The organism is Variovorax beijingensis, from assembly GCF_007828835.1.
Lineage (GTDB): Bacteria > Pseudomonadota > Gammaproteobacteria > Burkholderiales > Burkholderiaceae_C > Variovorax > Variovorax beijingensis_A.
Genome location: NZ_VIVL01000001.1, coordinates 321931 through 348022 on the forward strand (window position 1 = coordinate 321931; position 26092 = coordinate 348022).

Sequence of the window (26092 nt, forward strand, 5' to 3'; positions counted from 1 at the left end):
CGATGAAAGTCGTCTACAGCGATACCCACAAGGACCACGACCCGCAGCTCTTCATGGTGCGCGGCAAGCTCAAGCGCAGCAACGAGCAGCCCGAGCGTGCATTCCGCCTGCTCGAGGCGGTGCAGCAGGAAGGCCACGAGATCGTCGCCACGCGCGACTTCGGCGCCGGCCCGCGCGCCGCCATCCACACGCCCGAGTACCTGCGCTTCCTCGAAACCGCCTACGCGCGCTGGCAGCTGCTGGACGACCCGTCGGAAGAAGTGATGCCCAACATCCACCCCTTCCCGGGCCAGCCCTGCACCTACCCCGACAGCGTGGTCGGCCAGGCCGGCTTCCACATGGGCGACAACGCCTGCTCCATCGGCGCGCGCACCTGGGAGGCCGCCATCGCCTCGGCGAACATGGCCACGCATGCGGCGCAGCTCGTGCTCGGTGGCGAGCGCGCGGCCTATGCGCTGTGCCGGCCGCCCGGCCACCACGCGTACGCCGACCGCGCCAATGGCTTCTGCTACCTCAACAACGTGGCCATTGCCGCGCAGCACCTGCGCGGCGTGCACGACCGCGTGGCCATCCTCGACATCGACGTGCACCACGGCAATGGCACGCAGGGGATCTTCTACCGCCGCGCCGACGTGCTGACCATCTCGCTGCACGGCGACCCGCGCAACTTCACGCCCTTCTTCATCGGCCACGCGCACGAGCGCGGCGAAGGCGAAGGCCTGGGCTACAACATCAACAAGCCGCTGCCGCTGGGCACTGACATCGACGGCTACCTGCCCGCGCTGCGCGATGCCTGCGACAGCATCCGTGCCTATGCGCCCGACGCACTCGTGGTGGCGCTGGGGCTCGACGCGCACGAGCGCGATCCCTACAAGGGCATGAAGATCCAGACCGCCGGCTTCGCCGTGCTGCTGGCCGAGATCGCGCGCCTGGGGCTGCCCACGGTGCTGGTGCAGGAAGGCGGCTACCTTTCCGACGACCTGGGGCCGAACATTGCGAGTGCGCTGCGCGGTTTCGAGAGCGTCGCATGACGAATGCAGAGTTCGCCGACGCGCAGGTGCTCAGCGAAGCCTCGCCCGCGCTCGACGACGCCTGGGTGCGCGAGCTCGCGCGCGAGCGCTACGGCATCGAAGGCGAGATGAAGCCGCTGACCGGCGAGCGTGACCGCAACTACCGGCTCGAGCGCGCCACCGACGGCGCCCGCTTCATGCTGAAGATCTCGCACCCGGCCGAGACCGCGCTGGTCGCCGACTTCCAGACCCAGGCCCTGCTGCACCTCGCGACCACCGACCCCGGCCTGCCGGTGCAGCGCATCGTGCCGACGCGCGAGGGCGCCGCCTCCTTCATCTGCGACCCGGGCGACGGCCTGCCGCGCGTGGTGCGCCTCTTCAGCTACCTGCCCGGCCTGCCGCTGCCCGAGGCGCCGCGCACGCCGCGGCAGCAGCAGAACCTCGCGCGCATGCTGGCCCGGCTCGACCTCGCGCTCGCGGGCTTCGAGCACCCGGCCGGCGAGCTGCCGCTGCCCTGGGACCTGCAGCGCGCCGACAGCGTGCGCGGCCTGCTCGCGCACATCGCCGAGCCGGAGCGCCGCGCGCTGGCCGCCGCCGCGCTCGACCGTTTCGAGCGCGATGCCAGGCCGGTGCTGCGCACGCTGCCCGCGCAGCCGATCCACAACGACTTCAACATCTACAACCTGCTGGTCGACCCGGCCGACACCGACCGCATCGCCGCGATCCTCGACTTCGGCGACATGGTGCGCGCGCCGTGCATCAACGACCTGGCCGTGGCCGCCGCCTACCAGGCCGGCACGGGCGACGATCCGCTCGCGGCCATCGTGCCGCTGGTCGCCGCGTACCACGCGGTGCGGCCGCTGTCGACGGCCGAGGCCGGCGTGCTGTTCGACCTGATCACGGCGCGGCTCGTGATGGTGGTGGCCATCAGCGGCTGGCGCGCCGCGCGCTATCCCGAGAACGCGCCCTACCTGCTGCGCAACAACCCGCTGTCGTGGGCGCGGCTGCAGGCCTGCGAGCGCGTCGGCAGTGCCGCGGCGACAGCAGCCTTTCGCCGCGCGCTGAAGCTCTGAGAGACCGCCCATGACTTCCCTCGCCCCTTCGACCCAGGCCCTCGTCGAGCGTCGCGCGCGCGTGCTCGGCCCGGCCTACCGCCTGTTCTACGACACGCCGCTGCACCCGGTGCGCGGCGAAGGCGTGTGGCTGTACGACGCCGAGGGCCGGCCCCATCTCGACGCCTACAACAACGTCGCCTCCGTCGGCCATTGCCATCCGCACGTGGTCGAGGCCATCGCGCGCCAGGCCGGCGTGCTCAACACCCACACGCGCTACCTGCACGAGGGCGTGCTCGACTACGCCGAGCGGCTGCTCGCCACCCTGCCGGCCGAACTCGCGCACGCGATGTTCACCTGCACCGGCAGCGAGGCCAATGATTTGGCGATGCGCATCGCACGCGCGCACACCAAGGCCGAGGGGCTGATCGTCACGCGCTTCGCGTACCACGGCGTCACCGCGTCGATTGCCGAGGCCTCGCCTTCGCTCGGCAAGTTCGTGCAGCTTGGCGACGCAGTGCGCACCGTGCCCGCGCCCGACAGCTACCGCATCGCGCCCGGCGAGCTGGGCCGCGCGTTCGCGAACGGCGTGCGCGAGGCCATCACCGACCTCAAGGCGCAGGGCATGCGCCCGGCCGCCCTGATGGTCGACACCGTGTTCTCGAGCGACGGCATCTTCACCGACCCGCCCGGCTTCATGGCCGAGGCGGTGGACGCGGTGCGCGAGGCCGGCGGCCTCTTCATCGCCGACGAAGTGCAGCCCGGCCTCGGCCGCACCGGCGACGCGTTCTGGGGCTTCCAGCGGCATGGCGTGGTGCCCGACATCGTCACCATGGGCAAGCCGCTCGGCGCCGGCCATCCGCTGGCCGGCCTTGCGGTGCGGCCCGGGGTGCTGGCCGCCTTCGGCCGCGAGTGCCGCTACTTCAACACCTTCGGCGGCAACCCGGTCTCGATGGCCGCGGGCATGGCGGTGCTCGACGTGATCGAGCGCGAAGGCCTGATGGCCAACGCGCAGCGCGTCGGCCGTTACCTGCGTGCGCAGATCGCGAAGCTCGCCGAGCGCCATGCGCTGATCGGCGACGTGCGCGGCGCGGGCCTGTTCGTGGGCGTGGAGCTCGTCACGGACCGCCGCGTCCGCACGCCCGCCACCGCGGAAACCGCGCGCATCGTCAACGGCCTGCGCGAGAGGCAGGTGCTGCTGAGCGCCACCGGCGAACATGCCAGCACGCTCAAGATCCGCCCGCCGCTGGTGTTTTCCGAAGCCCATGCCGACCTGCTGGTCGAGACGCTGGACCAGGTGCTGGCCGGCCTCTGACCGATCGCATGGCGCCGATCGCCGCCTTGCGCCAGAATCGTTCGCCCCCACGACCCTTGCCATCATGAACATCGTCGATTCCTTTGCCGCCCACGCCTCCCGCTTCGTCGACATCCGGCGCGACATCCACGCCCATCCCGAACTCGGCTTCGAGGAGCACCGCACTTCCGAAAAGGTGGCGGGCCTGCTTGCCGAATGGGGCATCGAGGTGCACCGCGGCATTGCCGGCACCGGCCTGGTCGGCGTGCTGCGCAAGGGCACCGGCACGCGCACCATCGGCCTGCGCGCCGACATGGATGCGCTGCCGCTGCACGAGGCCAACGAGTTCGCCCACAAGTCCACCCATGCCGGCCGCATGCACGCCTGCGGCCACGACGGCCACACCACCATGCTGCTGGCCGCCGCCTGGCACCTGTCGCAGCAGGGGCCCGACGACTTCGACGGCACCGTGCATTTCATCTTCCAGCCGGCCGAGGAGATGGGCAAGGCCGGTGCGAAGAAGATGATCCAGGACGGCCTGTTCGAGCGCTTCCCGTGCGACGCGGTCTTTGCGCTGCACAACTTTCCCGTCGGCGACGTGGGCCGCTTCGCGCTCAACGAAGGCGCGCTGATGGCGTCGAGCAACACCTACAGGATCACCATGCATGGGCGCGGCACGCATGCCTCGATGCCGCACACCGGCATCGACCCCGTGGCCGCGGTGGTCACGCTCGCGCAGCAGCTGCAGACCATCGTGCCGCGCACCATTCCGAGCACCGAGCGCGCCCTGCTTGCGGTCACGCAGCTGCAGGGCTCGGATGCGCCCAACGTGATTCCCGATGTGGCCACGGTCGGCGGCACCATCCGCACCTTCTCCATCGAGGCGATCGACAAGATCGAGGCGCGGCTGCGCGAAGTGGCGGCCGGCGTGGCCGCCGCGCACGGCTGCACGGCCGAGGTTTTCTTCAACCGTTCCTCGCCGCCGGTGGTCAACCACCCGGCCGAGGCGCGCTTTGCCGCCAGCGTGATGCGCGAGGTGGTGGGCGACGGCATGGTCACCGACAACTTCCCTGCCGTGATGGGCGCCGAGGACTTCGCCCACATGCTGCTCGCGCGGCCCGGCTGCTATGCGTTCCTGGGCAATGGCGACGGCGACCACCGGCTCGACGGCCACGGGCCCGGCCCTTGCATCATCCACAACACCTCGTTCGACTTCAACGACGAGATCATTCCGATCGGCGCCAGCTACTTCGTGAAGCTGGTGCAGCGCTGGCTGCCGTCGGGCGGCTGAGCGAAGAAGTTTTCCACTGCAACGACGATGATGAAAGCGGCCAACCCGATGACCTCCACCCTGTTCACCCGGCGTTCGCTCGCTGCCCTTGCAGCCGCCGCGGCACTCGGCGCCCTTGCGCCCGTGCACGCGCAGCAGCGCGTGATCCACATCGTCGTGCCCTTCGGCACGGGCGCGGTGCAGGACACGGTGGCGCGCGCCTTCAACGCCGAACTGGGCGCGGCGCTCAACGCCAGCGCCATCGTCGAGAACCGCGCGGGCGCGGGCGGCACGGTGGGCGCGGCGGCGGTGGCCAAGGCGCCGCCGGACGGCAACACGCTGGTGCTCGCGGCCGCGAGCCACAACATCGCGGGCTTCCTGTACAGCAAGCTGTCGTACGACCCGCTGAAGGATTTCGTCGGCGTGGCCAACATCGGCAACGCGGGCTACGCGCTGGCGGTCTCGAGCGGGCTCAACGTGTCGAACACGGCGGACTTCATCAAGGAGGTCAAGGCCAATCCGGGCAAGTACAACTACGCCTCGGCCGGCAACGGCAGCGCCACGCACCTGGCGATGGCGTCGTTCCTCGCCAAGGCCGGGCTGCAGATGACGCACATCCCGACCAAGTCGACCGGCGAGGCCGTCAACGAGGTGCTCGCGGGCCGCGTGCAGGCCGTGATCTCGTCGAGCATCGGCGTGATGGGTTTCCAGGCCGATCCGCGCATGAAGCTGCTCGCCTCCACCGGCCAGGCGCGCAGCCCGTTCCTGCCCAGCCTGCCGACGGTGGTCGAGAGCGGCCTGCCGGGCTACGCCTTCGATTCATGGATCGGCCTGCTCGCGCCGGCGGGCACGCCCAAGGCCGAGGTCGAGCGCCTCAACGCGGCCACCAACAAGGTGCTGTCCGATCCGGCGATCCAGGAGCGCTTCAAGCGCCTGGGCGTGGAGCCGCGCACGCAAAGCGCCGAGGAGTTCCAGAAGCTGCTGCGTGCCGATTGGGATGCGATGGGCGCGGTGGTGAAGGCTTCGGGGGCGAAGATCGACTGATCTTGTGCTGTTGTTCTTGGCGCTCTTGTTCGGGGCGCTCTTGTTCGGGGCGCTCTTGTTCGGGGCGCGTGCACAGGCCACCGGGTACTCCCCTCCGCGAATGTCCCCCGGCCGCGGCCTCCTCCTTTATTTCGCTGCGGGGAGCACCCGATGCCCTGTGCACAGGGCACGCTGTTGGTTCGCGGCTGATCAACCCGTGCTCTGAACACGAGCACGCCGATGGGGTGCCTTGCGCAGCGAAATAAAGGAGGAGGCCGCAGGCCGGGGGACATTCGCGGAGCAAGGTACCCCGTCGGCGTGATCGCGCCCCGAAGGTCCCGTCTGTGCCCCGATATCACAGAAGCCCTTAACTCCGAAAGAGTGCGTCCCCTACACATATCTTGACGATATATCATTAATATATTTAAAGTAGGACCCTTCCCCACCGCACATCCAGGAGCGCTCACGTGACCCAACCCCGCTGGCAAGGCATCTTCCCCGCCATCACCACCAAGTTCCACGCCGACGAAAGCATCGATGCCGAAGGCACCGCGCGGCATATCGACTTCCAGATCCGCAACGGCATCCACGGCCTCGTGACCTGCGGCTCGCTGGGCGAAGCCAGCACGCTCACGCTCGAAGAGAAGCTGCAGGTGGCGAAGATCGCGCTGGAAGCGGCCGACGGCCGCATCCCGGTGCTGGCCAATGTGTCGGAAACCAGCACGCGCGAGGCGCTGCGCTACGTGGACGGCGCCAACAAGCTCGGCGTGGCCGGCTTCATGGTGATGCCCTCGGTGATCTACGTGGCCGACGCGCGCGAGGCCATGCTCAATGTGCGCACCATCGCCAATTCGGCGCAAAAACCCATCATGGTCTACAACAACCCGGTGGCCTACCGGGTGGACCTGAAGCCCGAGCACATGCTGGAGCTCGCGGACTGCGAATGGATCGCGGCCATCAAGGAAAGCTCGGACGACATCCGCCGCATCACGGATCTGCGCAACACGGTGGGCGATCGCTACCAGCTGTTCCTGGGCGTGGACGACCTGGCCTACGAAGGCCTGGCGCTGGGCTGCGACGGCCTGCTGGCAGGCGTGGGCTGCGCCTTCCCGCGCGAGACGGTGGCGCTGTACGACCTGATGAAGGCGGGCAAGTTCGCCGAGGCGCTGAAGCTCTACCAGTGGATGACGCCGATGCTGCACCTGGACGTGTCGACCAAGCTGGTGCAGAACCTCAAGCTGATCGACGTGCTGGTGGGCGTGGGCAGCGAGCACATGCGACGCCCGCGGCTGCCGCTCATCGGCAATGAGCGCGCGGCCATCGAGGCCATCGTGAAGAAGGCGCTGGCCACGCGGCCAGCGCAGTACCGGTCGGTCATGTAATAACCGCTCTTTTCATTGTTCCAACCCAGGAAGAAGCATGAAGACAAAAGCAAGCATGGTTCCACTTCTCGGCGTCGTCGGCCTCGTGGCACTTGCCATCCCTGGCCTGGCGAATGCGCAGGAGCAGGTCGTCAAGATCGGCCACAGCGGGCCGCTCTCGGGTCCCAATGCCTTCGCGGGCAAGGACAATGAAAACGGCGTGCGCCTCGCCATCGAGGAGCTCAATGCGAAGAAACTCGTCGTCGGCGGCAAGACGCTGAAGTTCGAACTGGTGTCCGAAGACGACCAGTGCGATGCCAAGACCGGCGTGAGCGTGGCGCAGAAGTTCGTGGACGACGGCGTCAAGTACGTCATGGGCCCGTACTGCTCGGGCGTGGCCATCCCTGCCTCGCGCATCTATGCCGACGGCGGCACCATGGTCTCCACCGTGGGCACCAACCCGAAGGTCACGCAGGGCGGCTACAAGAACCTCTATCGCATCATCGCGAGCGACAACCAGATCGGTTCCAGCATGGCCGTGTATGCGGCCAAGGAGCTGAAGGTGAAGAAGGTCGGCGTGATCGACGACCGCACCGCCTTCGGCCAGGGCCTGGCGGAAGAGTTCACCAAGGAAGCGAAGAAGCAGGGCCTCACGGTGGTCGGCCAGGAGTTCACCACCGACAAGGCCGTGGACTTCACCGCCATCCTCACCAACATGAAGGCCAAGGCGCCCGAGGCCATTTTCTTCGGCGGCTATGCGCCGCAGGCCGCCCCCATGGCGCGCCAGATGAAGCAGCTCGCCGTGCCCGGCAAGCTGCTGGGCGGCGACACCGTCTGCAGCCCCGCCACCGGCAAGATCGGCGGCGACGCGGTCAACGACCTGGTGTTCTGCGCGCAGGGCGGCTCCATGCTCGAGAAGGCGCAGACCGGTCCGGCCTTCAAGGAGAAATTCAAGAAGCGCTTCAATGCGGACCCCGATGCGTATGCCGCCTCCTACTACGACCAGGTGCTCTTCATCGGCGAGTCGATGAAAAAGGCCAACTCGATCGATCCCGACAAGGTGGGCGCGCAGCTCTACAAGGACACCTACAAGGGCGTGGCCGCCACCTACAGCTACGACGACAAGGGCAACATGAAGCAGGCGCCCATCACCGTCTTCACCTTCAAGAACGCGGCCCCGGTGCCCATCGCCAGCTACTGAACGGACGCCGCCGCATGCAGCGCATCCAGATCATCGACTCTCACACGGGCGGCGAGCCCACGCGCCTGGTCATCGGCGGGTTTCCCGACCTGGGCGGCGGCTCCATGGCCGAGCGCCGCGCGCTGCTGGCCGACCGGCACGACAAATGGCGCGCGGCCACCGTGCTCGAGCCACGCGGCAGCGATGTGGTGGTGGGCGCGCTGCTGTGCGAGCCCGTGTCGAAAGACGCCGCGGCCGGCGTGATCTTCTTCAACAACACCGGCTACCTGGGCATGTGCGGCCACGGCACCATCGGCCTGGTCGCGAGCCTCGCGCACATGGGGCGCATCGGCGCCGGCCAGCACCGCATCGAGACGCCCGTGGGCACCGTCACGGCCACGCTGCATGCCGATGGTTCGGTCAGCGTGCGCAACGTGCCCGCGTACCGGCATCTGCGCCAGGCGGCGGTGGAACTGCCCGGCCATGGCACGGTGCGCGGCGACGTGGCCTGGGGCGGCAACTGGTTCTTCCTGGTGAGCGAGCACGGCCAGCGCGTGGCCAGCGACAACCTCGACGCGCTGACCGGCTACGCCGCGGCCCTGCGCCGCGCGCTCGCGGCGCAGGGCATCAGGGGCGCCGACGGCGCGGAGATCGATCACATCGAGCTCTTCGCCGCCGACGACGAAGGCGCCGACAGCCGCAACTTCGTGCTGTGCCCCGGCAATGCCTACGACCGCTCGCCCTGCGGCACCGGCACCAGCGCCAAGATCGCCTGCCTCGCGGCCGACGGCAAGCTCGCGCCGGGCGAAGTGTGGACGCAGGCCAGCGTGATCGGCAGCCGCTTCGAGGCCAGCTACGCGTTGGAAGATGGCGGCAGGGTCATTCCGACGCTGCGCGGGCGCGCCCACATCAGCGCCGAAGCGACGCTGCTGATCGACGGCAACGATCCTTTCGGGTGGGGAATCCGGCTCTAGCGCCGGCCGGCATGGATTCGGATGTGATCGTCATCGGCGCCGGCATCGTCGGTGCCGCCTGCGCGCATGCGCTGGCGCAGGCCGGCCGCCGCGTGCTGGTGCTCGACGCGCGCATCGGTGGCGCCACCGGCGCGGGCATGGGCCACCTCGTGGTGATGGACGACAACCCGGCCGAACTTGCGTTGAGCCGCCATTCGATCGCGCAGTGGCGCGCCCTGGTGCCGCGCATGGGCGAAGACTGCGCGTACAGCGCCTGCGGCACGCTCTGGATCGCAGCCAACGAAGAAGAAATGGCCGAGGCCGAGCGCAAGCGGCAGCGGCTGCATGCACACGGCATCGACAGCCGCCTGCTCGATGCGCCTGCGCTCGCACGCGCCGAGCCCGCGCTGCGCCAAGGCCTCGCTGGCGCGCTCGAAGTGCCCGGCGACGGCATCCTCTATGCGCCGAACGCGGCGCGCTGGCTGCTCGCGCAGGGCGGCGCTTCGATCCGCGTCGAGCACGCGCAGGTCGATGCGATTGAAGACGACGGCACGCTGCAGCTTGCCGACGGCAGCCGCCGCACCGCGCCGCAGGTCGTGCTGGCCAACGGCATCGAAGCGACGGCGCTGTGCCCCGAACTCCCGATCCGTCCCAAGAAGGGCCACCTGTTGATCACCGACCGCTACCCTGGCACGGTGCACCACCAGCTCGTCGAACTCGGCTATGTGACCAGCGCGCACCACAGCGACGGCGATTCGGTCGCCTTCAACGTGCAGCCGCGGCCCACGGGCCAGCTGCTGATCGGCTCCTCGCGCCAGTTCGGCACCACCGATCCGGCCGTCGAAGCGCCGATGCTCGCGCGCATGCTGCAGCGCGCAATCGGCTACCTGCCGGGGCTCGCGGACCTCAACGCGGTCCGCTCCTGGACCGGCATGCGCGCCGCCACGCCCGACGGGCTGCCGCTGCTGGGCAAGCACCCGTGGCGCGAGAAGCTCTGGCTCGCGGTCGGCCACGAAGGCCTGGGCGTGACCACCGCGCCGGGCAGCGCGCACCTGCTCGCAGCGCTGATGACCGGCGCCGGGCCCGGGTTCGACGCGGCGCCCTATGCACCGCGCGGCCTGCTGGAGGAGCGCATGAGCGCAGCGCCAAGGGTGCACCAGTGAGCGGCCAGACCCTGCTGCACATCGACGGCCAACCCGTCCGCGTGAAGGCGGGCAGCTCGGTCGCCGCGGCGCTGCGCGTGGCCGGCGGCATGGGCGTGGCGCGCACCTCCGTCACGGGCCAGCCGCGCGCGCCTTTCTGCGGCATGGGCGTGTGCCAGGAATGCCGCGTGCTGATCGACGGCCGGCGCAGGCTCGCCTGCCAGGCGGTCTGCGCCGAAGGCATGCGCGTGGAGACCTCGGAATGACCGCTCTGGCGCTGGAGCACTGCGACCTGCTGATCGTCGGCGCAGGCCCCGCCGGCATGGCCGCGGCGGTGGCCGCTGCGCCGAGCGGCGCATCGATCGCCGTGATCGACGACAACCCCGCGCCCGGCGGGCAGATCTGGCGCGACGGCCCCGGCGCATCGCTGCCCGTGGCTGCGCGCACCTGGCGCGATGCGCTCGAACGCCATGCCAACATCCGCGTGTGCAGCGGCACGCGCGTCGTGGCGGCGCCTGCGCGCAACGAACTGCTGCTCGAAGACGCCGAACGCGGCTGGCGCATGCAGTGGAACAAACTGATCCTCTGCACCGGCGCGCGCGAGCTGCTGCTGCCCTTCCCGGGCTGGACGCTGCCCGGCGTCACGGGCGCGGGGGGATTGCAGGCGCTCATCAAGGCGGGCCTGCCGGTCGAAGGCGAACGCATCGTGATCGCGGGCAGCGGGCCTCTGCTGCTGGCCGCCGCGGCCTCCGCACGCGCGGCGGGCGCCAAGGTCGTGCGCGTTGCCGAGCAGGCCTCGTTCGCGGCGGTCGCGGGCTTTGCAGCCAGCCTGCTGCGCTGGCCGGGCAAGGCGATGCAGGCGGTGACGTTGGCCGATGGGCAGTACCGCACCTCATCGCGCATCGTTTCGGCGCACGGCGGGGCGCGGGTCGAGTCGGTCCGGCTTCTCCAGGGCGACCGCGAGGTGGAGATCGCCTGCGACCGCATCGCCTGCGGCTTCGGCCTCGTGCCCAACACGCAGCTCGGCCGGATGCTGGGCTGCACCCTCGCGCCCACGGATGCCGGGGCACAGGCGCTGGCTGTCGATGCGTTGCAAGCGACCAGCCTGCCCGGCATCTACGCGGCCGGCGAATGCACCGGTTTCGGCGGCAGCGAGCGCGCGCTGGTCCAGGGCACCATCGCCGGCCATGCGGCGGTCGGGAGCGAGCGCGCGGCGAAGCCGCACGAAGCTGAGCGCGCCCGCTGGAATGCCTTTGCGGCGCGGCTGCACCGAAGCTTCGCCCTCGGCCCCGCCATCAGGCAGATGCCGCAGCCCGGCACCCTCGTATGCCGCTGCGAAGACGTACCCTTCTCCGCATTGGCGGATTGCAGCGGCTGGATCGACGCCAAGCTCCATCGCCGCTGCGGCATGGGTGCCTGCCAGGGGCGCGTGTGCGGCGATGCGGCGCAGTTCCTGTTCGGCTGGACGCCGCCCGCGCCGCGGCCGCCGCTCTCGCCGGCGCGCATCGCAACGCTGGCCGGCCTCGCGGGCCATGAGGATGTGGACCGACAATGAGCCCGAAGCAGCTGCAGCAAAAGAAAACAATGTCCGCCACGAAGACCGTGCCCCGCCCCCAGCCCAAGCGACGGGCTGCCGACCTCGCCTATGACGCGATCGAGACGCTGCTGTCCACGCTGCAGCTGGAGCCCGGCAGCCAGATCGTCGAAGCCGACCTCGCCGAGCGCACCGGCCTGGGCCGCACCCCGGTGCGCGAGGCGCTGATGCGCATGGTGTCCATCGGCCTCATCGTGCAGCAGCCGCGCCGCGGCCTGCTGGTGTCGACCATCGACCTGGCCGACCACCTCGACGTGATCCAGACCCGGCGCGTGCTCGAACGGCTGATTGCGGCCTGCTCGGCGCGCCGCGCCACCGCGCTGCAGCGCAAGGAGATCGTGCGCTGTGCCGAGCTGATGGTGAAGGCCGCCCATCGCGGCGACCTGAACGACTACATGCAGGCCGACCGCGCGCTCGACCTCGTCAACCACCAGGCGAGCCACAACGATTCGGCGGTGAAGGCCGTGATTCCGGTCATCGTGCAGTGCCGCCGCTTCTGGTACGCCTACCAGCATGAAGGCGAGATCGTGGAAGGCGCCAATGCGCACCTCGAGCTCGCGCAGGGCATCGCAACCGGCGACGAGGCCGCGGCCGTCGCGGGCGCCAACCGCCTGATGGACTACCTCGAGCTGTTCGCCCGCAAGGTGATCGACAACTGAGGCCCCGGTTTGCGGGCGCGTCCGCCAGGCGGCAAGCCCGGGGAATTCCGCGTGCCGCGGCGTGGCCATCGGCGCATACTGGCCCGATGGCCGTCGCACCCCGCGCCCAACCCGAGGACTTCTTCAGCACCGAGGAGTGGCAGTCGCTCACCGCCCGCTCTTCATGGAAGGGCCTGTGCCTGGTGGCGCACTGCTGGGGCGTCATCGGCGCCGCGATGCTCGCGGGCATCGAGTGGCCGTGGACCGTGCCGCTCATGGTGCCGATCGTCGGCGCGCGGCAGCTCGGTCTCTTCATCCTCATGCATGATGCCGCGCATGCAGGCCTGCACCGCAGCCGCAGGGTCAACGACTGGGTGGGTTACTGGCTGTGCTCCTCCACGCTGCGCGACTACCGGCCCTACCACCTGCAGCACCACCGCTTCGTGCAGCAGACCGAAGACCCGGACCTGGTGCTGTCCACGCCCTTCCCGATCACGCGCGATTCGATGTGGCGCAAGGCCGTGCGCGACCTGAGCGGCCAGACCTTCTACAAGCAGCGCTTCGGCCACATCGCCGAAGGCATCCGGCACCGCGCACCCGGCGAATCGGCGCTGAAGGCCTTCGGGCGCGAGCTGGCGAAAGACCGCCGCTTCCTCGCCGGCAACGGCCTCGGCCTGCTGGCCTTCGCGCTGGCCGGGCATGGGTGGGCCTGGCTCCTGATGTGGCTGCTGCCGATGGCCACCTGGCTGCCGCTCGTGAGCCGCGTGCGCAACATCGCCGAACATGCGCTGGTGGCGCAGAACGAGGCCGATCCGCTGCGCCAGGCGCGCACCACGCACGCCGGCTGGCTGGAGCGCGCGCTGGTGGCGCCCTACTGGGTCAACTACCACTGCGAGCACCACATGTTCACCAGCCTGCCCTGCTGGAGCCTGCCGAAGGCGCACCGCCTGCTGCAGCGGCGCGGCGCCACCGCGCGCATGGAAGTGCAGCCGGGCTACCTGAGCCTGCTCAAGCGCGCCGCGCCCGCCTGACGGGCGCCCGGCCGCTGCTTCAGTCCGCGGCCAGCTCGGGTCCGGGCCAGCCCAGCAGCTCGGCCAGCCGCTGCACGATCCAGCCGGCCTCGGCCGCCGACACGCCGGCTTCGGGCGCCGTGAGCCCGGCATGGATGCGCCGCAGGATCTCGCTCTCGACCGGCACCTCGGTGTGGTGCTGGATCTGCGCGTGGCCCACGAGGTGGCTGGCCAGGTCCTCGCATATCTCGTAGCGCTCGCGCACCACGCCGATCGGCTCCGACAGGCGCTGGCGCGCATCGCTGTAGACCGCGAAGAACGAGGGCGGGATGAAGATCTGGTTGTCGTCGGACATCGCGGATTGGATTTGTGGCTGCCCCAATGACAAAACGCGCCCGGGGGCGCGTTCGTCGCGGCTCTTGCGAGCCTCCGGGGGCTGGATCAGCCGCCCTTCTTGGCGCGCTTGCCGGGGTTCTTCTTGCTGCGCGTGGCGGTGCCGCGTTCCAGGCTGACCTTCTGGCCGCCACCGGACTTGGGCAGGGCGTAGCCGGGCAGGGGCGTCGGCTTCGGGGTGGCAACGCGGTCGGCTTCGGTACGAATTTTCTTGGGCATGAAAAGCTCGGGTAAAAAAGTGATGTTCGAGGCTCAATTAGGCCACAGCGGGGATTTTGCCTGCCGGAAGCCGAAGCAACCGGCACGGCGGGGTGACTTTCAGAGCTCCAGCAGGCGCACCTTCACGCTCTTGCCCTTCACGCGGCCGCTCGAGAGCTTGCGTGCCGCTTCGGCCGCAATGCCGCGCTCCACGGCCACATAGGTCGAGAACTCGTTGACGTTGATCTTGCCGACCTGGTCCTTGGCGTAGCCGCAGTCGCCGGTGAGCGCGCCCAGCACGTCGCCGGCGCGGATCTTCTCCTTGCGCCCGCCCACGATCTGCAAGGTGGCCATGGGCGGCGCGAGCGGCGCGCCCTGGGCCGGCGTGAGCTCGGCCAGCGGGTGCCATTCGGATTCGCGGCCCTGCAGCTGCTCGATCTTGCCGACGCTGCCCATCTCGTCCATGCTCGCCAGGTTCAGCGCAAGGCCCTCGGCGCCGCCCTGCTGGCCCACGCGGCCGGTGCGTCCGATGCGGTGGATGTGGATTTCGGCGTCCGGCGTCACGTCGACGTTGATCACGGCCTCGAGCTGCGCAATGTCCAGCCCGCGCGCCGCCACGTCGGTCGCCACCAGCACCGAGCAGCTGCGGTTGGCAAACTGCACCAGCACCTGGTCGCGCTCGCGCTGCTCCAGCTCGCCGAACAGCGCCAGTGCGCTGAAGCCCTGGGCCTGCAGCACCTCGACGAGGTCGCGGCACTGCTGCTTGGTGTTGCAGAAGGCCAGCGTGCTGACGGGGCGGAAATGGTCGAGCAGCAGGCTCACGGCATGCAGCCGTTCGCTTTCCTTCACCTGGTACCAGCGCTGGCGGATCTTGCTGCCTTCATGCTGCGCCTGCACCGTGATCTGCTCGGGGCTCTTCATGAACTGCTGCGCGAGCTTGGCGATGCCTTCGGGGTAGGTGGCCGAGAACAGCAGCGTCTGGCGCTCCTTGGGGCACTGGCGCGCCACCTTCACGATGTCGTCGAAGAAGCCCATGTCGAGCATGCGGTCGGCCTCGTCGAGCACCAGCGTGTTGAGCGCCTCGAGGTTCAGGTTCTCGCGCTCCAGGTGGTCCATGATGCGGCCCGGCGTGCCCACCACGATGTGCGCGCCGTGCTCCAGGCTGGCAATCTGCCCGCGCAGCGCGACGCCGCCGCAGAGCGTGACCACCTTGATGTTCTCTTCCGCACGCGCCAGGCGGCGGATTTCGGTCGTGACCTGGTCGGCCAGTTCGCGCGTCGGGCACAGCACCATCGCCTGGATGGCGAAGCGGCGCGGGTTCAGGTTGGAGAGCAGCGCCAGCGCAAAGGCGGCCGTCTTGCCGCTGCCGGTCTTGGCCTGCGCGATCAGGTCCTTGCCGAGCAGCGCCGGCGGCAGCGCGGCCGCCTGGATCGCCGTCATCTGCGTGTAGCCCAGCTGCGTGAGGTTGGCCAGCATCTGGGGCGAAAGCGCCAGCGCGGCAAAACCGTTCTCGGCCTGGGGGCCGCCGGCGGTGGAAGAGGGTGTGGTCATCGTTTTGCAGCCGGACGGCCGCAACAAAAACAAAGGCCTTGCCAAGCGCCCGCCGCGGGGCGCTTGCAAGGCCCTTCGTCCGTCGCGGATCAGCGGCGAGGTGCGTTGTTGTTGCCGGAGTTGGTCGGCGGCGGGCCGCGACGCTCCAGGTGGCGGAAGGTGATGCGACCCTTGGTCAGGTCGTAGGGCGAGAGTTCGAGCGACACCTTGTCACCCGCCAGGATGCGGATGTGGTGCTTGCGCATCTTGCCGCCGCTGTAGGCGATCAGCTGGTGGCCGTTGTCGAGCGTCACGCGGTAGCGCGAGTCGGGCAGGACTTCGGTCACTGCGCCGTTCATTTCGATCAGTTCTTCCTTGGGCATGTGTGATTACCTCTGAATTCTCGTTCGATGTGTGTTGGAGATGAAGATGGGCGTAATTGTTTCAGCCCGCGCACGGCAAGGCCAGCGGTGCGCTGCGGGGGTGGCGTTCGCGCACCCAGCCGAGGCCCTGGGCGACGGCATAGCGTGCCGCGGCGGCGTGGCTGGCAAAGCGCGGCGTGAAACGCATCACGCGGTCGTGCATGCCGCTGCCCCGGCCGGAGCGGATCGAGACGGACGCGGCGAAATTGCCGTCGTCCTGGTGGCGAATGAGCGGGGAAACAAGGTACTTGCCCACCGCGATACTGTGTTGAATGATGTCCATGAAGCCTTGGCACCCTGCGCGGAAAGTGTGCGCGGGATGCCGAAAAAATAATTGAAAACGGGCGTGGGCCGGCCGGAATGGCGCGGCGGACGCGCTATTCGCTTCAACAAGAACGAAGGCAGTGGTGGCAATCATGGGCGCCCGGTCTGGCGCTCCAACACACTGTGAAGCCGGCTTGAGGAAAAGAGGCCTGAAAAATCCAAGGGACGGTGCAGGTCAGCCGGCGGATGACGAAAAGTGCTTCGTCGTGGTATCGAAACGAACCCGGCATTATAGCCCGCGGGGCATGACAGTTGCTTGCCTTAAAAACAACGTATCGATGAATCAGGCATCAAATGCCCGCCGGCCGAGCGTCTGGTGCTATTAAAAATATAGCAACAAGGCGCCTCAGCCGATCCCGAGCATCCGCTTGTTGGCCGCCACGTCCACGCCGCCCGCCGCAAAATCGTCGAAGGCCCGGTCGGCCACGCGGATGATGTGGTCGGCAATGAAGGCCGCGCCCTCGCGTGCGCCGTCCTCGGGGTGCTTGATGCAGCATTCCCACTCGAGCACCGCCCAGCCCGGGAAGTCGTACTGCGCCATCTTCGAGAAGATGGCCTTGAAATTCACCTGCCCGTCGCCCAGCGAGCGGAAGCGCCCCGCCCGGTTGATCCAGCTCTGGAAGCCGCCGTACACGCCCTGCTTGCCGGTCGGGTTGAACTCGGCGTCCTTCACGTGGAAGATCTTGATGCGCTCGTGGTAGTGGTCGATGTAGGCCAGATAGTCGAGCTGCTGCAGCATGAAGTGGCTCGGGTCGTACAAGAGGCAGGCGCGCGGGTGGTTGTCCACGCGCTCCAAAAACATCTCGTAGCTCACGCCGTCGTGCAGGTCTTCGCCGGGGTGGATCTCGTAGCCCACGTCCACGCCCGCCGCGTCGAAGGCATCGAGGATCGGGCGCCAGCGGCGCGCGAGCTCGTCGAAGGCCTCCTCGATGAGTCCCGGCGGGCGCGGCGGCCACGAATACAGGTACGGCCAGGCCAGCGCGCCCGAGAAGGTGGCGTGTGCCGTGAGCCCCAGGTTGGCCGAGGCCCTGGCCGCGAGGTGCAATTGCTCCACCGCCCATTGCTGGCGCCGCACCGGATCGCCGCGCACCTCGGGCGCCGCGAAACCGTCGAAGCCCGCGTCGTAGGCCGGGTGCACCGCGACCAGCTGGCCCTGCAGGTGGGTCGACAGCTCGGTGATCTCGAGGCCGTGCGCGGCCAGCGTGCCCTTGATTTCGTCGCAGTAGGTCCTGCTCTCGGCGGCCTTCTTCAAGTCGAACAGGCGCGCGTCCCAGCTCGGGATCTGCACGCCCTTGTAGCCCAGCCCGGCCGCCCAGCCGGCAATGGCGTCGAGCGAATTGAACGGGGCTTGGTCCCCGGCGAACTGGGCCAGGAATATGGCCGGGCCCTTGATCGTTTTCATGGCTTGTCTTCCTTCTTGGTCGTGGCGGCGTTGAAAGCATACTTTGGCGTGTCGTCCGACCCCGTGCGAGAGGCCAAAGCGCCACAATGGACTTTCCTTTCCGCACAGCACGCCCTGCTCGTCCCGCGATGCCGCAACCAGTTTCCGCCCGGCTGAAGATAGGCTTGTCCGCCTGCTTTTCCCATGCCGATCCGGCGCGTTCGCTCTTCACCAACAAGACGCTGCAGTACGTCGAGCAGTCCATCGCGCACTGGCTCATGTCGGCCGGCGCCATGGTGGTGATGGTGCCCTGCCCCACGGGCGAAACCGCGCGCGGCGACACCAAGCTCTCGCACTACGCAGAATGGCTCGACGGCGTGGTGATGCACGGCGGCGCCGACGTCTGGCCCGGCAGCTACGGCGAGGAGCCGCTCAAGGATGCCTGGGTGGGCGACCGCATCCGCGACCTGTACGACCTGGCGCTGGTCGAGGCCTTCGAACAGGCCGGCAAGCCGATCTTCGGCGTCTGCCGCGGGCTGCAGCTGATCAACGTGGCCTTCGGCGGCACGCTCTACCAGGACATCGAGGCGCAGCACGAGCACCCCGAAACCATCCGTCACCGCGATCCGGTGACCTACGACCAGAACTTCCACCAGATCGAGATCGTGGAGGGCACGCGACTGGCCAAGCTCTACCCCGAGGTGAAGACCGCCAAAGTCAACAGCATCCACCACCAGGGCGTGAAAGACCTCGCGCCGGGCTTCGAGATCGAGGCCTGGAGCCTGCCCGACCGCGTGCCCGAGGCCATCCGCCGCCGTTCCGACAGGGGCCGCAGCTACATCGCCGCCACGCAGTGGCACCCCGAGTTCCACAAATACGGCAGCACCGAGACGGTGGACGACACGCCGATCCTGCACGACTTCCTGTGGGCCTGCGCCACCGCGAAGGTGGCGCCGCGCACCGTGCCCGATGCAGGGCACGGCCGGATCCGCGACCGCGCGGCGCGGGTGCTGCGCCAGGCGCTGCTGCGGCGCTGACGCGCCGGCCGGTTAGCGCCGCTCGGAACGGTTCGTGCTGCCGCTGACGCCAGCGTCGATGGTGCCGAACACCGTCACCCCGCTGCCGGACGACGTGGCGGCGCGGTCGCTGCCGCCGGCCGGCCCCGTGCCGGCGCAGCCCGCCGCCAGGGCGCCCATCGCGATGGCAAGAACAGCTGCAATGAATGGCTTCACGGAAAACTCCAGGCAAGGGTGGGACTTGCGGCCACTATAGGCCGGCGCTTCCCGGGCCCTGCAACAACACACGCGCCGGCGGCAGGGTTGTTGTCGATCAGCGCGGATCGGTGGCCAGCAGCATCGCCACCATCGACTGCAGGTCCTGCCGCAGCCGCGCCGCACCGGCCTCGTCGAGCGCCAGCGTGGCCTCGTCCATGTAGAGCCTGCGGTTGACCTCCACCTGGATGCTGTGCCGCTGCCCGGCCGGCCGGCCATGGCGGCGCACCAGTTCCACGCCCTTGTAGGGATGGTTGTAGTCCACGCTGTAGCCGCGCGCGCGCAGGTGCTCGCAGATGCTTTGCGACAGCGCCGGGTCAGCGGTGCTGCCGTCGCGGTCGCCGATCACGAAGTCCGCATGCACGAGCCCCGGAAAATCGGTGGCGTGGCTGCCCGCCACCGCCGGCATCGAGTGGCAGTTGATGTGGATGCTGTAGCCGTGCCGCGCATGCGCCGCGTCGATGGCCTCGGCCACTGCGGCGTGGTAGGGCCGCCAGCAGTTGTCGATGCGCGCGCGCACCTCGTCCACGCCGAGCAGCCGGTCGTAGATCGGCAGGCCCTCGTCGGTGAGCTTCCAGATCAGGCCCTTGCCGAGCCGCACCTTGGCAAGCACACGCGGGTCGGTCGACAGGGGCTCAGTCCAGGGGCCGTCGAGCAGCGCGGTGTCCAGCTCGGTGGTGTCGCGGTTGGCGTCCAGGTAGCTGCGCGGAAAGTGCGCCTCGATCCACGCCGCGCCCATGGCGGGCGCAAAGGCGTAGAGCTTTTCAACGTGCGTGTCCTCGGCCCGCCGCAGCGTGGCCAGGTCGCAGGCGGGCCGGAAGTCCTCGGGGTAGACGGTGCCGCTGTGCGGCGAATCGAGCACCAGCGGCGTGTGCCCGGCAACGCTGGTCACCTGGGCGCGGGTTTGGATCAGTTTCAGGACAGGATGCATAGGCAGGTACCAGGTCAGTCCAATCGGATGCGGGCAAAGGCCGCGACCTTCTTCATCTTCTCGATCTCGCTGTCGATCTGCTTCGCGAACTCGGCCGGCGTGGTGCCCGACGCATAGAGCCCCTGCAGCGCCAGCCGCTCGCGCACCGTGGCGTCCTTGAGCGCCGTGGCCACGGCCTGCTGCATGCGCAGCGCGATGTCGGCCGGCGTGCCGGCGGGCGCCACCAGTCCGAACCACGACGGATCGTTGTTGGCCGGATAGCCGAGCTCGCGGTAGGTCGGCACCTCGGGCAGCACGTCGAGCCGGCCGCTCCAGGACACGGCCAGCGCCTTCAGCTTGCCCGCCTTCACGTGCGGCAGCGAAGAAGCCACCTGGTCGAAATACACCGGCACCTCGCCCGCGAGCACGTCGTTGATGGCCGGGCCCGCACCGCGGTAGGGGATGTGCACCATCGAGGTTCCGGTGCTGCTCTTGAAGAGTTCGCCCCACATGTGGCCGATGGTGCCGTTGCCCGGCGAGGCGTACGACACCTTGCCCGGATTCGCCTTCAGGTACTTCACGAGTTCCGCGAAGCTCTGCACCGGCAGCACGCGCGGGTTGATGACGACCACGCCCGGCGCCTTCACCAGTTCGGTCACGGCGACGAAGCCCTTGACCGGGTCGTAGGGCAGCTTCTGGTACACGGCCGGGTTCACGCCGTGCGTGGAGAGCGTGGCCACGCCGAACGAGAGGCCGTCCGGCGCGGAGCGGGCCACCTCGGCCATGCCGATGGAGCCGCCGGCGCCGGCGCGGTTGTCGATGACCACGGGCTGCTGGAGGATCTTGGCCAGCGGCTCTGACAGCACGCGCGCCGTGATGTCGGTGGCGCCACCGGGCGGGAAGGGCACGATCATGCGGATCGGCTTGCCTTGCTGGGCAAAGGATATTCCAGGAGCGACAGAAACTGCGGCCAGGGCGGAAAGAAGATGGCGACGTTGCATGGGGGTTTCTCCAATGAGACGAAAGTAATGAAGCAAAAGTTGCTCCGCTACTTGAAGCAAAGGATAGACCAGCTAACATTCTGATTTGGAATGTTTTAATGGGCATCCAGCCATGTCGCTCCGCCGCCTCAATCCGCCGCTGAACCTGCTGCGCGCCTTTTCCACCGTGGTGCGCTTCGGCGGTGTCTCGCGCGCCGCCGAGGCGCTGCACCTGACGCAGGGCGCGGTCAGCAAGCAGGTGCAGGAGCTGGAGCGCTGGATCGGCGTGCCGCTGTTCGAGCGCAGCCGCAAGCGCCTCGCGCTCACGCCCGCGGGCGAGCGCTACGAGAAGGCCGTGCGCGCCGTGCTCGTGCAGCTGGAGGCGGCCACGCTGGAGTTCATCACCAGCGGCGACGGCGGCGGCGCGCTGCACCTGTCGACCCTGCCCACCTTCGGCGCCAAGTGGCTGATTCCGCGCCTGCCCGAGTTCCAGCGCCTGCATCCCCAGATCACGCTGCATTTCGTGCCCTTCGTGCATGGCTACGACTTCGAGCGGCCCGAGCTCGATTGCGCGATCCTGTTCGGCGACGGCCACTGGCCCGGCGCGCGCTCGCACTACCTGGCGGGGCGGGACGTGGCGCTGATCGCGCCGCGCGCGGAGCTGGCCGAAGCCGCCATCCGCACGCCGCAGGACCTGGCGCGCTGCACCCTGCTGCGCCACGTCACGGTGCCGCAATCGTGGCTGCAGTGGAGCGAGGCGCATGGCGTGCGCGGGCTCGATCCGCTCGCCGGACCGCAGTTCGACCAGTTCCAGACCATGATCCGCGCGGTGATGGTGGGGATGGGCGTGGCGCTGGTGCCGCGCTGCCTGGTGCAGGACGAGATCGCCTCGGGGCTGGTGGACGAGCCGCTGCCGGGCGGCGGCTACCGCGGCGACCAGGGCTACTGGTTCTGCTACCCCGAGGGCCGCGGCCAGCTGGCCACGCTCGACCACTTCCGCCGCTGGCTGCTGGCCGAAGTCGACCGCGCCGCGGAGCCGGCGCCGCCCGCCCTGCCCTGAGCTCCGCGCCGCGGGCCGCTACTCGGGCTTGGCGCCCGAGGCTTTCACCGCGCCGCCCCAGCGCTGGATCTCGTTCGCCACGAAGCGGTCGAACTCGGCGCCCGTGGTGGGCGCGGGCTCGGAGCCGCGGTCGCGGATGAAGCGCGCCATCTGCTCGCTCTTGAGGATGTCGGTCACTTCCTGGTTCAGCCGCGCCGTGATCTCGGGCGGCGTGCCGCGCGGCGCCATCAGGCCGAGCCAACCGACAGCCTCGAAGTCCTTGGTGCCGGCCACGCCGCTTTCGCGCACGGTGGGCACCTCGGGCAACTGCGAGGAGCGCTGGGCCGAGGTCACTGCCAGCGCCACCGCCCTGCCCGACTTGATGTGCGGCAGCGCGGCCGTCACCGAGTCGACCATCAGCGGAATCTGGTTGCCCAGGAAGTCCGACTGCGCCGGCCCGCTGCCGCGGTACGGAATGTGGGTGATGAAGACGCGCGCGGCCGACTTGAACATCTCGCCCGACAGGTGCTGCGTGCCGCCGATGCCGGCGCTCGCGTAGCTGAGCCGGCCGGGCTCGGCCTTGGCGCGCGCGGCCAGGTCGGCCATGCTGCGGATGCCGCTTTCGGGCGTGGCCAGGAAGACCAGCGGCACCGTGGCGATGAGCGAGATGCCCACGAGGTCCTTGCGCGGGTCGAAGCCCGGCTTGGCGTAGAGCGTCTGGTTCACCGCCATCGCGCTGCCCGCCACCACCAGCGTGTAGCCATCGGCCGGCGAGCGCACCACGAACTCGGTGCCGATGTTGCTGCCGGCGCCGGCCTTGTTGTCCACGATCACCGGCTGGCCCAGCCGCTTGCCGAGCTGCTCGGCCAGTGCACGCGCGAAGATGTCGGTGGCCTGCCCGGGCGGGAACGGCACCACCAGTTTCACGGGCCGCTCGGGCCAGGCCGCGGCCTGCGCGCGGCCGGCCGCGCCGGCAAGCAACACCGCCGCGCCGGCCGCCAGGCCGGTGGCGAAATGCCTGCGCCCCGCCCTCATGGCGCCGACAGGTGCTTGCCCACGATGCCCGCGAGCTCGAACATCGTCACCTGGTCCTTGCCGAACACCGGCTTGAGCTTGGCGTCGGCATTGATCGCGCGCTTGTTGGCCGCGTCCTGCAGGCCGTTGGCCTTGATGTAGTCCCAGAGCTTCTTGATGACCTCGGTGCGCGCCACCGGTTCCGCGCCGATCACCGCGGCCAGCGAGTCGCTGGGCTTCAGACCCGCACCGGGCTTGCGCGGCGCCGCGGCTTTCTTCGCTGCCGGCGCCTTCTTGGCGGCGGGCGTCTTCTTCGCCGCCACCTTCTTGGCCGCCGCCGTCTTGCCCGCGGGCGCGGCCTTGCCGAAGGTCTTGCGCGGCGGGAACTTGCTGCCGCCTTCGCGCGGCGCGAATTCGAAGGTCACCTTGCCCTCCTCGGCGTTCCAGGTCAGGAAGGCCTTGAAGGCGCGGCGCGTGCGCATGCTCACGAACTTGTCGAGCAGGTCGGTCTTGCCGGTGGCGAGCAGCTTTTCCATCTGCGCGCGCTCCACCGGCTGCTGCAGGATGATCTTGCCAGTCTTGAAGGTGCAGCTCGGCGTCGGCTGCGCGGTGGTGGGCACCGACTTCTCGCAGACGTAGTTGCTGCCGTGCTCGAACACCGGCGCCCCGCAGATCGGGCACGGGCCCACCGTGTCCTGCTCGCTGAAATCGACGATCTCGCCGGTGTCGGCGTTCTTGTCGTCGCCGAAGTCGAACTCCAGCTTCCAGTTCTTCGCCTCTTCGTCGAACTTCAGGATGATCTCGGAGGTGAAGGGCCAGCCCGCCTTGGAGCGGAAGCCCTCGAGCGGGCCGATGTGCTTGTCGGCCAGCAGTGCCTCGGCCTCGGCCACCTCGAAGGTGCGCCCGGCCGGCGACTTGCCGAACGAGAAGCCGCAGGCGTCTTCGCCGGTGCCGGACTTGCCGGTGCAGGCATAGCGGCGGTAGTTCTCCTTCACCACGCCGCCGCAGTTGGGGCATGGCGTCGACAGCGTGGCGTAGTCGCCCGGCACGGTGTCGCGGTCGTATTCCTTGGCCTTCTTGACGATGTGCTGCGTCATTTCGGCGATCTCGCGCATGAAGGCGTCGCGGCTCAGCGCGCCCTTCTCCATCTGCGCGAGCTTGTATTCCCACTCGCCCGTGAGCTCGGCCTTGGAGAGTTCCTCCACGCCCAGGCCGCGCAGCAGCGTCATGAGCTGGAAGGCCTTGGCCGTCGGGATCAGCTCGCGGCCTTCGCGCAGCATGTATTTCTCGGTGATCAGGCCTTCGATGGTGGCCGCGCGCGTGGCTGGCGTGCCCAGGCCCTTTTCCTGCATGGCCTCGCGCAGCTCGTCGTCGTCGATGGTCTTGCCGGCGCCTTCCATGGCGCCCAGCAGCGTGGCTTCCGAATAGCGCGCCGGCGGCCGGGTCTTCAGCGCCTTCAGGTCGGCCGATTCGGTCTTCACCGTCTCGCCCGGCTTCACCACCACCAGGTTCTTGCCGTCCTTCTCGTCGTCGTCGTTGATGGCTTCCTTGCCCCAGATCGCGAGCCAGCCCGGCTTGACCAGCACCTTTCCGTCGCTGCGGAAGGGATACTTCTTGCCGCCCGTTTCCACCGTGCTGATGCGGGTGGTCACCTGGAACTCGGCGCTCGGGAAGAACACCGACATGAAGCGGCGCACCACGAAGTCGTAGAGTTTCTGCTCGGCCTCGGACAGGCCGCTCGGCGCCTGCAGCGTGGGAATGATGGCGAAGTGGTCCGACACCTTGGCGTTGTCGAAGATGCGCTTGTTCGGCTTCACGTAGCTGCCGTCGACCGCCTGCTGCGCGAAGGGGGCGAGGTGCTTCATGCCGCTGTCGGCGAGCATCTTCATGGTGTCCTTCACCACCGGCAGGTAGTCCTCGGGCAGCGCGCGCGAGTCGGTCCGCGGATAGGTCAGTGCCTTGTGGCGCTCATACAGGCTCTGCGCCAGCGCCAGCGTGGTCTTGGCCGAGAAGCCGAAGCGGCCGTTGGCCTCGCGCTGCAGCGAGGTCAGGTCGAACAGCATCGGCGAGGCCTGGGTGGTGGGCTTGCTTTCCTCGGTGACGGTGGCGGGCTTGCCGCGCGCCGCATCGGCGATCTCGCGCGCCTCGCGCTCGCTCCACACGCGGTCGGCGCGGATCTCGGCGTCGGCCGTGCCGTCGGGGCCCGGCGGCGGCTTCTTGAAGCTGGCGTCGAACCACTTGCCCGGGTACTGGCCGGCCTCGGCCTGGAACACGCCGTGGATTTCCCAGTAGTCGCGGCTCACGAACTTGCGGATCTTCTCCTCGCGCTCGACCACCACCGACAGCGTGGGCGTCTGCACGCGGCCCACCGTCGTCAGGAAGAAGCCGCCGTCGCGCGAGTTGAAGGCCGTCATGGCGCGCGTGCCGTTGATGCCCACCAGCCAGTCGGCCTCGGAGCGCGAGCGCGCGGCGTCGGCCAGGCCCTGCATCTGCTTTTCGGTGCGCAGCGCCTCGAAGCCGTCGCGGATGGCCTGCGGCGTCATCGACTGCAGCCACAGGCGCTTGACCGGCTTGTTCAGGCCGGTCTTGCCGCCCGCGTACTGCTCGATCAGGCGGAAGATCAGCTCCCCCTCGCGCCCCGCGTCGCAGGCGTTGATGAGCTGCGTCACGTCCTTGCGCTTGGCCTGCTTGACCACGGCGTTCAGGCGCGTCTTCGTCTTGTCGACCGGCTTCAGGTCGAAGTGCGGCGGAATCACCGGCAGGTTCGCGAAGCTCCACTTGCCCCGCTTGACGTCGAACTCCTCGGGCGCCTGGATCTCGACCAAGTGGCCGACGGCGCTGGTCACGACATAGCTGTCGTTCTCGAAATGCTCGTCATGCTTGTCGAACTTGCCGGCCACCGGCGTGAGGGCGCGGACGATGTCCTGTGCCACCGACGGCTTTTCTGCGATTACCAAGGTCTTCATCAACAATTCCTAAAAGTGTTCTCTGGCCGGCGCCGAGCCGCCTCAAGGCGGCCTGCGGCCCCCTCGGGGGGCAGCGACGACACGCAGTGCGGGAGCGTGGGGGCCACATACAATCTGCGGCTTCCCGCGTGTGCGCA

26 protein-coding genes are annotated in these 26092 nt (G+C 69.0%); 15 read left to right on the top strand and 11 right to left on the bottom strand.

From position 1 onward, the window contains the following. Nucleotides 1-2: 2 nt before the first annotated feature. The 13 genes from FB547_RS01510 (at nt 3) to FB547_RS01570 (ending at nt 13548) form a co-directional block, all read left to right on the top strand. A complete protein-coding gene (locus FB547_RS01510; RefSeq protein WP_145739039.1) occupies nt 3-1031 on the top strand; it encodes a histone deacetylase family protein in 1029 nt (342 codons plus the stop codon). Further along, a complete protein-coding gene (locus tag FB547_RS01515; protein ID WP_145739041.1) occupies nt 1028-2083 on the top strand; it encodes a phosphotransferase in 1056 nt (351 codons plus the stop codon). Before FB547_RS01510 ends, FB547_RS01515 begins: the two co-directional genes overlap by 4 nt. Nucleotides 2084-2093: 10 nt before the next feature. Then, nucleotides 2094-3377, top strand: a complete 1284-nt coding sequence (locus FB547_RS01520) for an aspartate aminotransferase family protein (RefSeq protein WP_145739043.1) — start codon at nt 2094-2096, stop codon at nt 3375-3377. A 64-nt stretch (nt 3378-3441) separates the two neighbouring features. Then, nucleotides 3442-4647 carry a M20 aminoacylase family protein gene (locus FB547_RS01525; RefSeq protein ID WP_145739045.1) on the top strand — a complete coding sequence of 402 codons (1206 nt, stop codon included), beginning with the start codon at nt 3442-3444 and terminating at the stop codon, nt 4645-4647. 30 nt (nt 4648-4677) lie between these two features. After that, complete coding sequence (locus tag FB547_RS01530) at nt 4678-5670, top strand: tripartite tricarboxylate transporter substrate-binding protein (RefSeq protein WP_145740524.1); 993 nt, start codon at nt 4678-4680, stop codon at nt 5668-5670. A 446-nt stretch (nt 5671-6116) separates the two neighbouring features. Continuing rightward, nucleotides 6117-7031 carry a dihydrodipicolinate synthase family protein gene (locus FB547_RS01535; RefSeq protein WP_145739047.1) on the top strand — a complete coding sequence of 305 codons (915 nt, stop codon included), beginning with the start codon at nt 6117-6119 and terminating at the stop codon, nt 7029-7031. A 37-nt stretch (nt 7032-7068) separates the two neighbouring features. Further along, nucleotides 7069-8211: a branched-chain amino acid ABC transporter substrate-binding protein gene (locus FB547_RS01540; protein ID WP_145739049.1), complete on the top strand. Its 1143-nt coding sequence runs from the start codon at nt 7069-7071 to the stop codon at nt 8209-8211. A 14-nt stretch (nt 8212-8225) separates the two neighbouring features. Beyond that, the gene (locus FB547_RS01545) at nt 8226-9164 is read left to right on the top strand and encodes a 4-hydroxyproline epimerase (RefSeq protein WP_145739050.1); all 939 of its coding nucleotides are present in this window, start codon (nt 8226-8228) and stop codon (nt 9162-9164) included. 11 nt (nt 9165-9175) lie between these two features. Beyond that, a complete protein-coding gene (locus FB547_RS01550; RefSeq protein ID WP_145739052.1) occupies nt 9176-10306 on the top strand; it encodes an NAD(P)/FAD-dependent oxidoreductase in 1131 nt (376 codons plus the stop codon). Beyond that, complete coding sequence (locus FB547_RS01555) at nt 10303-10551, top strand: (2Fe-2S)-binding protein (RefSeq protein WP_145739054.1); 249 nt, start codon at nt 10303-10305, stop codon at nt 10549-10551. Before FB547_RS01550 ends, FB547_RS01555 begins: the two co-directional genes overlap by 4 nt. Further along, nucleotides 10548-11840 carry an FAD/NAD(P)-binding oxidoreductase gene (locus FB547_RS01560; RefSeq protein ID WP_145739056.1) on the top strand — a complete coding sequence of 431 codons (1293 nt, stop codon included), beginning with the start codon at nt 10548-10550 and terminating at the stop codon, nt 11838-11840. The genes FB547_RS01555 and FB547_RS01560 overlap by 4 nt, the downstream gene beginning before the upstream one ends. Before the next feature lie 29 nt (nt 11841-11869). Further along, nucleotides 11870-12538: a GntR family transcriptional regulator gene (locus FB547_RS01565; RefSeq protein ID WP_145739058.1), complete on the top strand. Its 669-nt coding sequence runs from the start codon at nt 11870-11872 to the stop codon at nt 12536-12538. Nucleotides 12539-12624: 86 nt separating this feature from the next. After that, a complete protein-coding gene (locus FB547_RS01570) occupies nt 12625-13548 on the top strand; it encodes a fatty acid desaturase family protein (protein ID WP_145739060.1) in 924 nt (307 codons plus the stop codon). 19 nt (nt 13549-13567) lie between these two features. On the opposite strand, the gene FB547_RS01575 is transcribed toward FB547_RS01570, so the two are convergent. The 6 genes from FB547_RS01575 to FB547_RS01595 all read right to left on the bottom strand — a co-directional run bounded on the left by FB547_RS01575 (nt 13568) and on the right by FB547_RS01595 (nt 17796). Further along, nucleotides 13568-13882, bottom strand: a complete 315-nt coding sequence (locus FB547_RS01575) for a hypothetical protein (RefSeq protein WP_145739062.1) — start codon at nt 13880-13882, stop codon at nt 13568-13570. Nucleotides 13883-13968: 86 nt separating this feature from the next. Beyond that, nucleotides 13969-14139: a hypothetical protein gene (locus FB547_RS33250; RefSeq protein ID WP_164547821.1), complete on the bottom strand. Its 171-nt coding sequence runs from the start codon at nt 14137-14139 to the stop codon at nt 13969-13971. 99 nt (nt 14140-14238) lie between these two features. Then, nucleotides 14239-15669: an ATP-dependent RNA helicase DbpA gene (dbpA, locus tag FB547_RS01580; protein WP_145739064.1), complete on the bottom strand. Its 1431-nt coding sequence runs from the start codon at nt 15667-15669 to the stop codon at nt 14239-14241. Nucleotides 15670-15758: 89 nt separating this feature from the next. Next, on the bottom strand, nt 15759-16031 hold the full coding sequence (gene infA / locus FB547_RS01585; protein WP_015867950.1) for a translation initiation factor IF-1: 273 nt from the start codon (nt 16029-16031) through the stop codon (nt 15759-15761). Nucleotides 16032-16092: 61 nt separating this feature from the next. Next, nucleotides 16093-16353: a hypothetical protein gene (locus tag FB547_RS01590; protein WP_015867949.1), complete on the bottom strand. Its 261-nt coding sequence runs from the start codon at nt 16351-16353 to the stop codon at nt 16093-16095. 387 nt (nt 16354-16740) lie between these two features. Then, complete coding sequence (locus FB547_RS01595; protein ID WP_145739066.1) at nt 16741-17796, bottom strand: sugar phosphate isomerase/epimerase family protein; 1056 nt, start codon at nt 17794-17796, stop codon at nt 16741-16743. Between the two features lie 128 nt (nt 17797-17924). On the opposite strand from FB547_RS01595, the gene FB547_RS01600 reads away from it, so the two are divergent. Beyond that, nucleotides 17925-18812 carry a gamma-glutamyl-gamma-aminobutyrate hydrolase family protein gene (locus FB547_RS01600; RefSeq protein WP_145739068.1) on the top strand — a complete coding sequence of 296 codons (888 nt, stop codon included), beginning with the start codon at nt 17925-17927 and terminating at the stop codon, nt 18810-18812. 12 nt (nt 18813-18824) lie between these two features. Here the strand turns inward: FB547_RS01600 and FB547_RS01605 are convergent, their stop codons facing one another. The 3 genes from FB547_RS01605 to FB547_RS01615 all read right to left on the bottom strand — a co-directional run bounded on the left by FB547_RS01605 (nt 18825) and on the right by FB547_RS01615 (nt 20957). Next, entirely contained in the window at nt 18825-19007 is a 183-nt protein-coding gene (locus FB547_RS01605) for a hypothetical protein (RefSeq protein WP_145739070.1), read from the bottom strand. 97 nt (nt 19008-19104) lie between these two features. Continuing rightward, nucleotides 19105-19977 carry an N-formylglutamate amidohydrolase gene (locus tag FB547_RS01610; RefSeq protein WP_145739072.1) on the bottom strand — a complete coding sequence of 291 codons (873 nt, stop codon included), beginning with the start codon at nt 19975-19977 and terminating at the stop codon, nt 19105-19107. Between the two features lie 14 nt (nt 19978-19991). Beyond that, complete coding sequence (locus tag FB547_RS01615) at nt 19992-20957, bottom strand: tripartite tricarboxylate transporter substrate binding protein BugE (protein WP_145739074.1); 966 nt, start codon at nt 20955-20957, stop codon at nt 19992-19994. Nucleotides 20958-21069: 112 nt separating this feature from the next. Between FB547_RS01615 and FB547_RS01620 the strand changes: the two genes are divergently transcribed. Then, nucleotides 21070-21996, top strand: coding sequence for a LysR substrate-binding domain-containing protein (locus FB547_RS01620; RefSeq protein ID WP_145739076.1), 927 nt, complete (start codon nt 21070-21072; stop codon nt 21994-21996). A gap of 18 nt (nt 21997-22014) precedes the next feature. On the opposite strand, the gene FB547_RS01625 is transcribed toward FB547_RS01620, so the two are convergent. Together FB547_RS01625 and FB547_RS01630 are read right to left on the bottom strand one after the other, a co-directional pair. Then, the gene (locus FB547_RS01625) at nt 22015-23010 is read right to left on the bottom strand and encodes a tripartite tricarboxylate transporter substrate binding protein (RefSeq protein ID WP_145739078.1); all 996 of its coding nucleotides are present in this window, start codon (nt 23008-23010) and stop codon (nt 22015-22017) included. Further along, nucleotides 23007-25955 (bottom strand): DNA topoisomerase III, encoded by a 2949-nt coding sequence (locus tag FB547_RS01630; protein WP_145739079.1) that lies wholly within the window; start codon nt 25953-25955, stop codon nt 23007-23009. The genes FB547_RS01625 and FB547_RS01630 overlap by 4 nt, the downstream gene beginning before the upstream one ends. Nucleotides 25956-26092 lie beyond the last annotated feature (137 nt).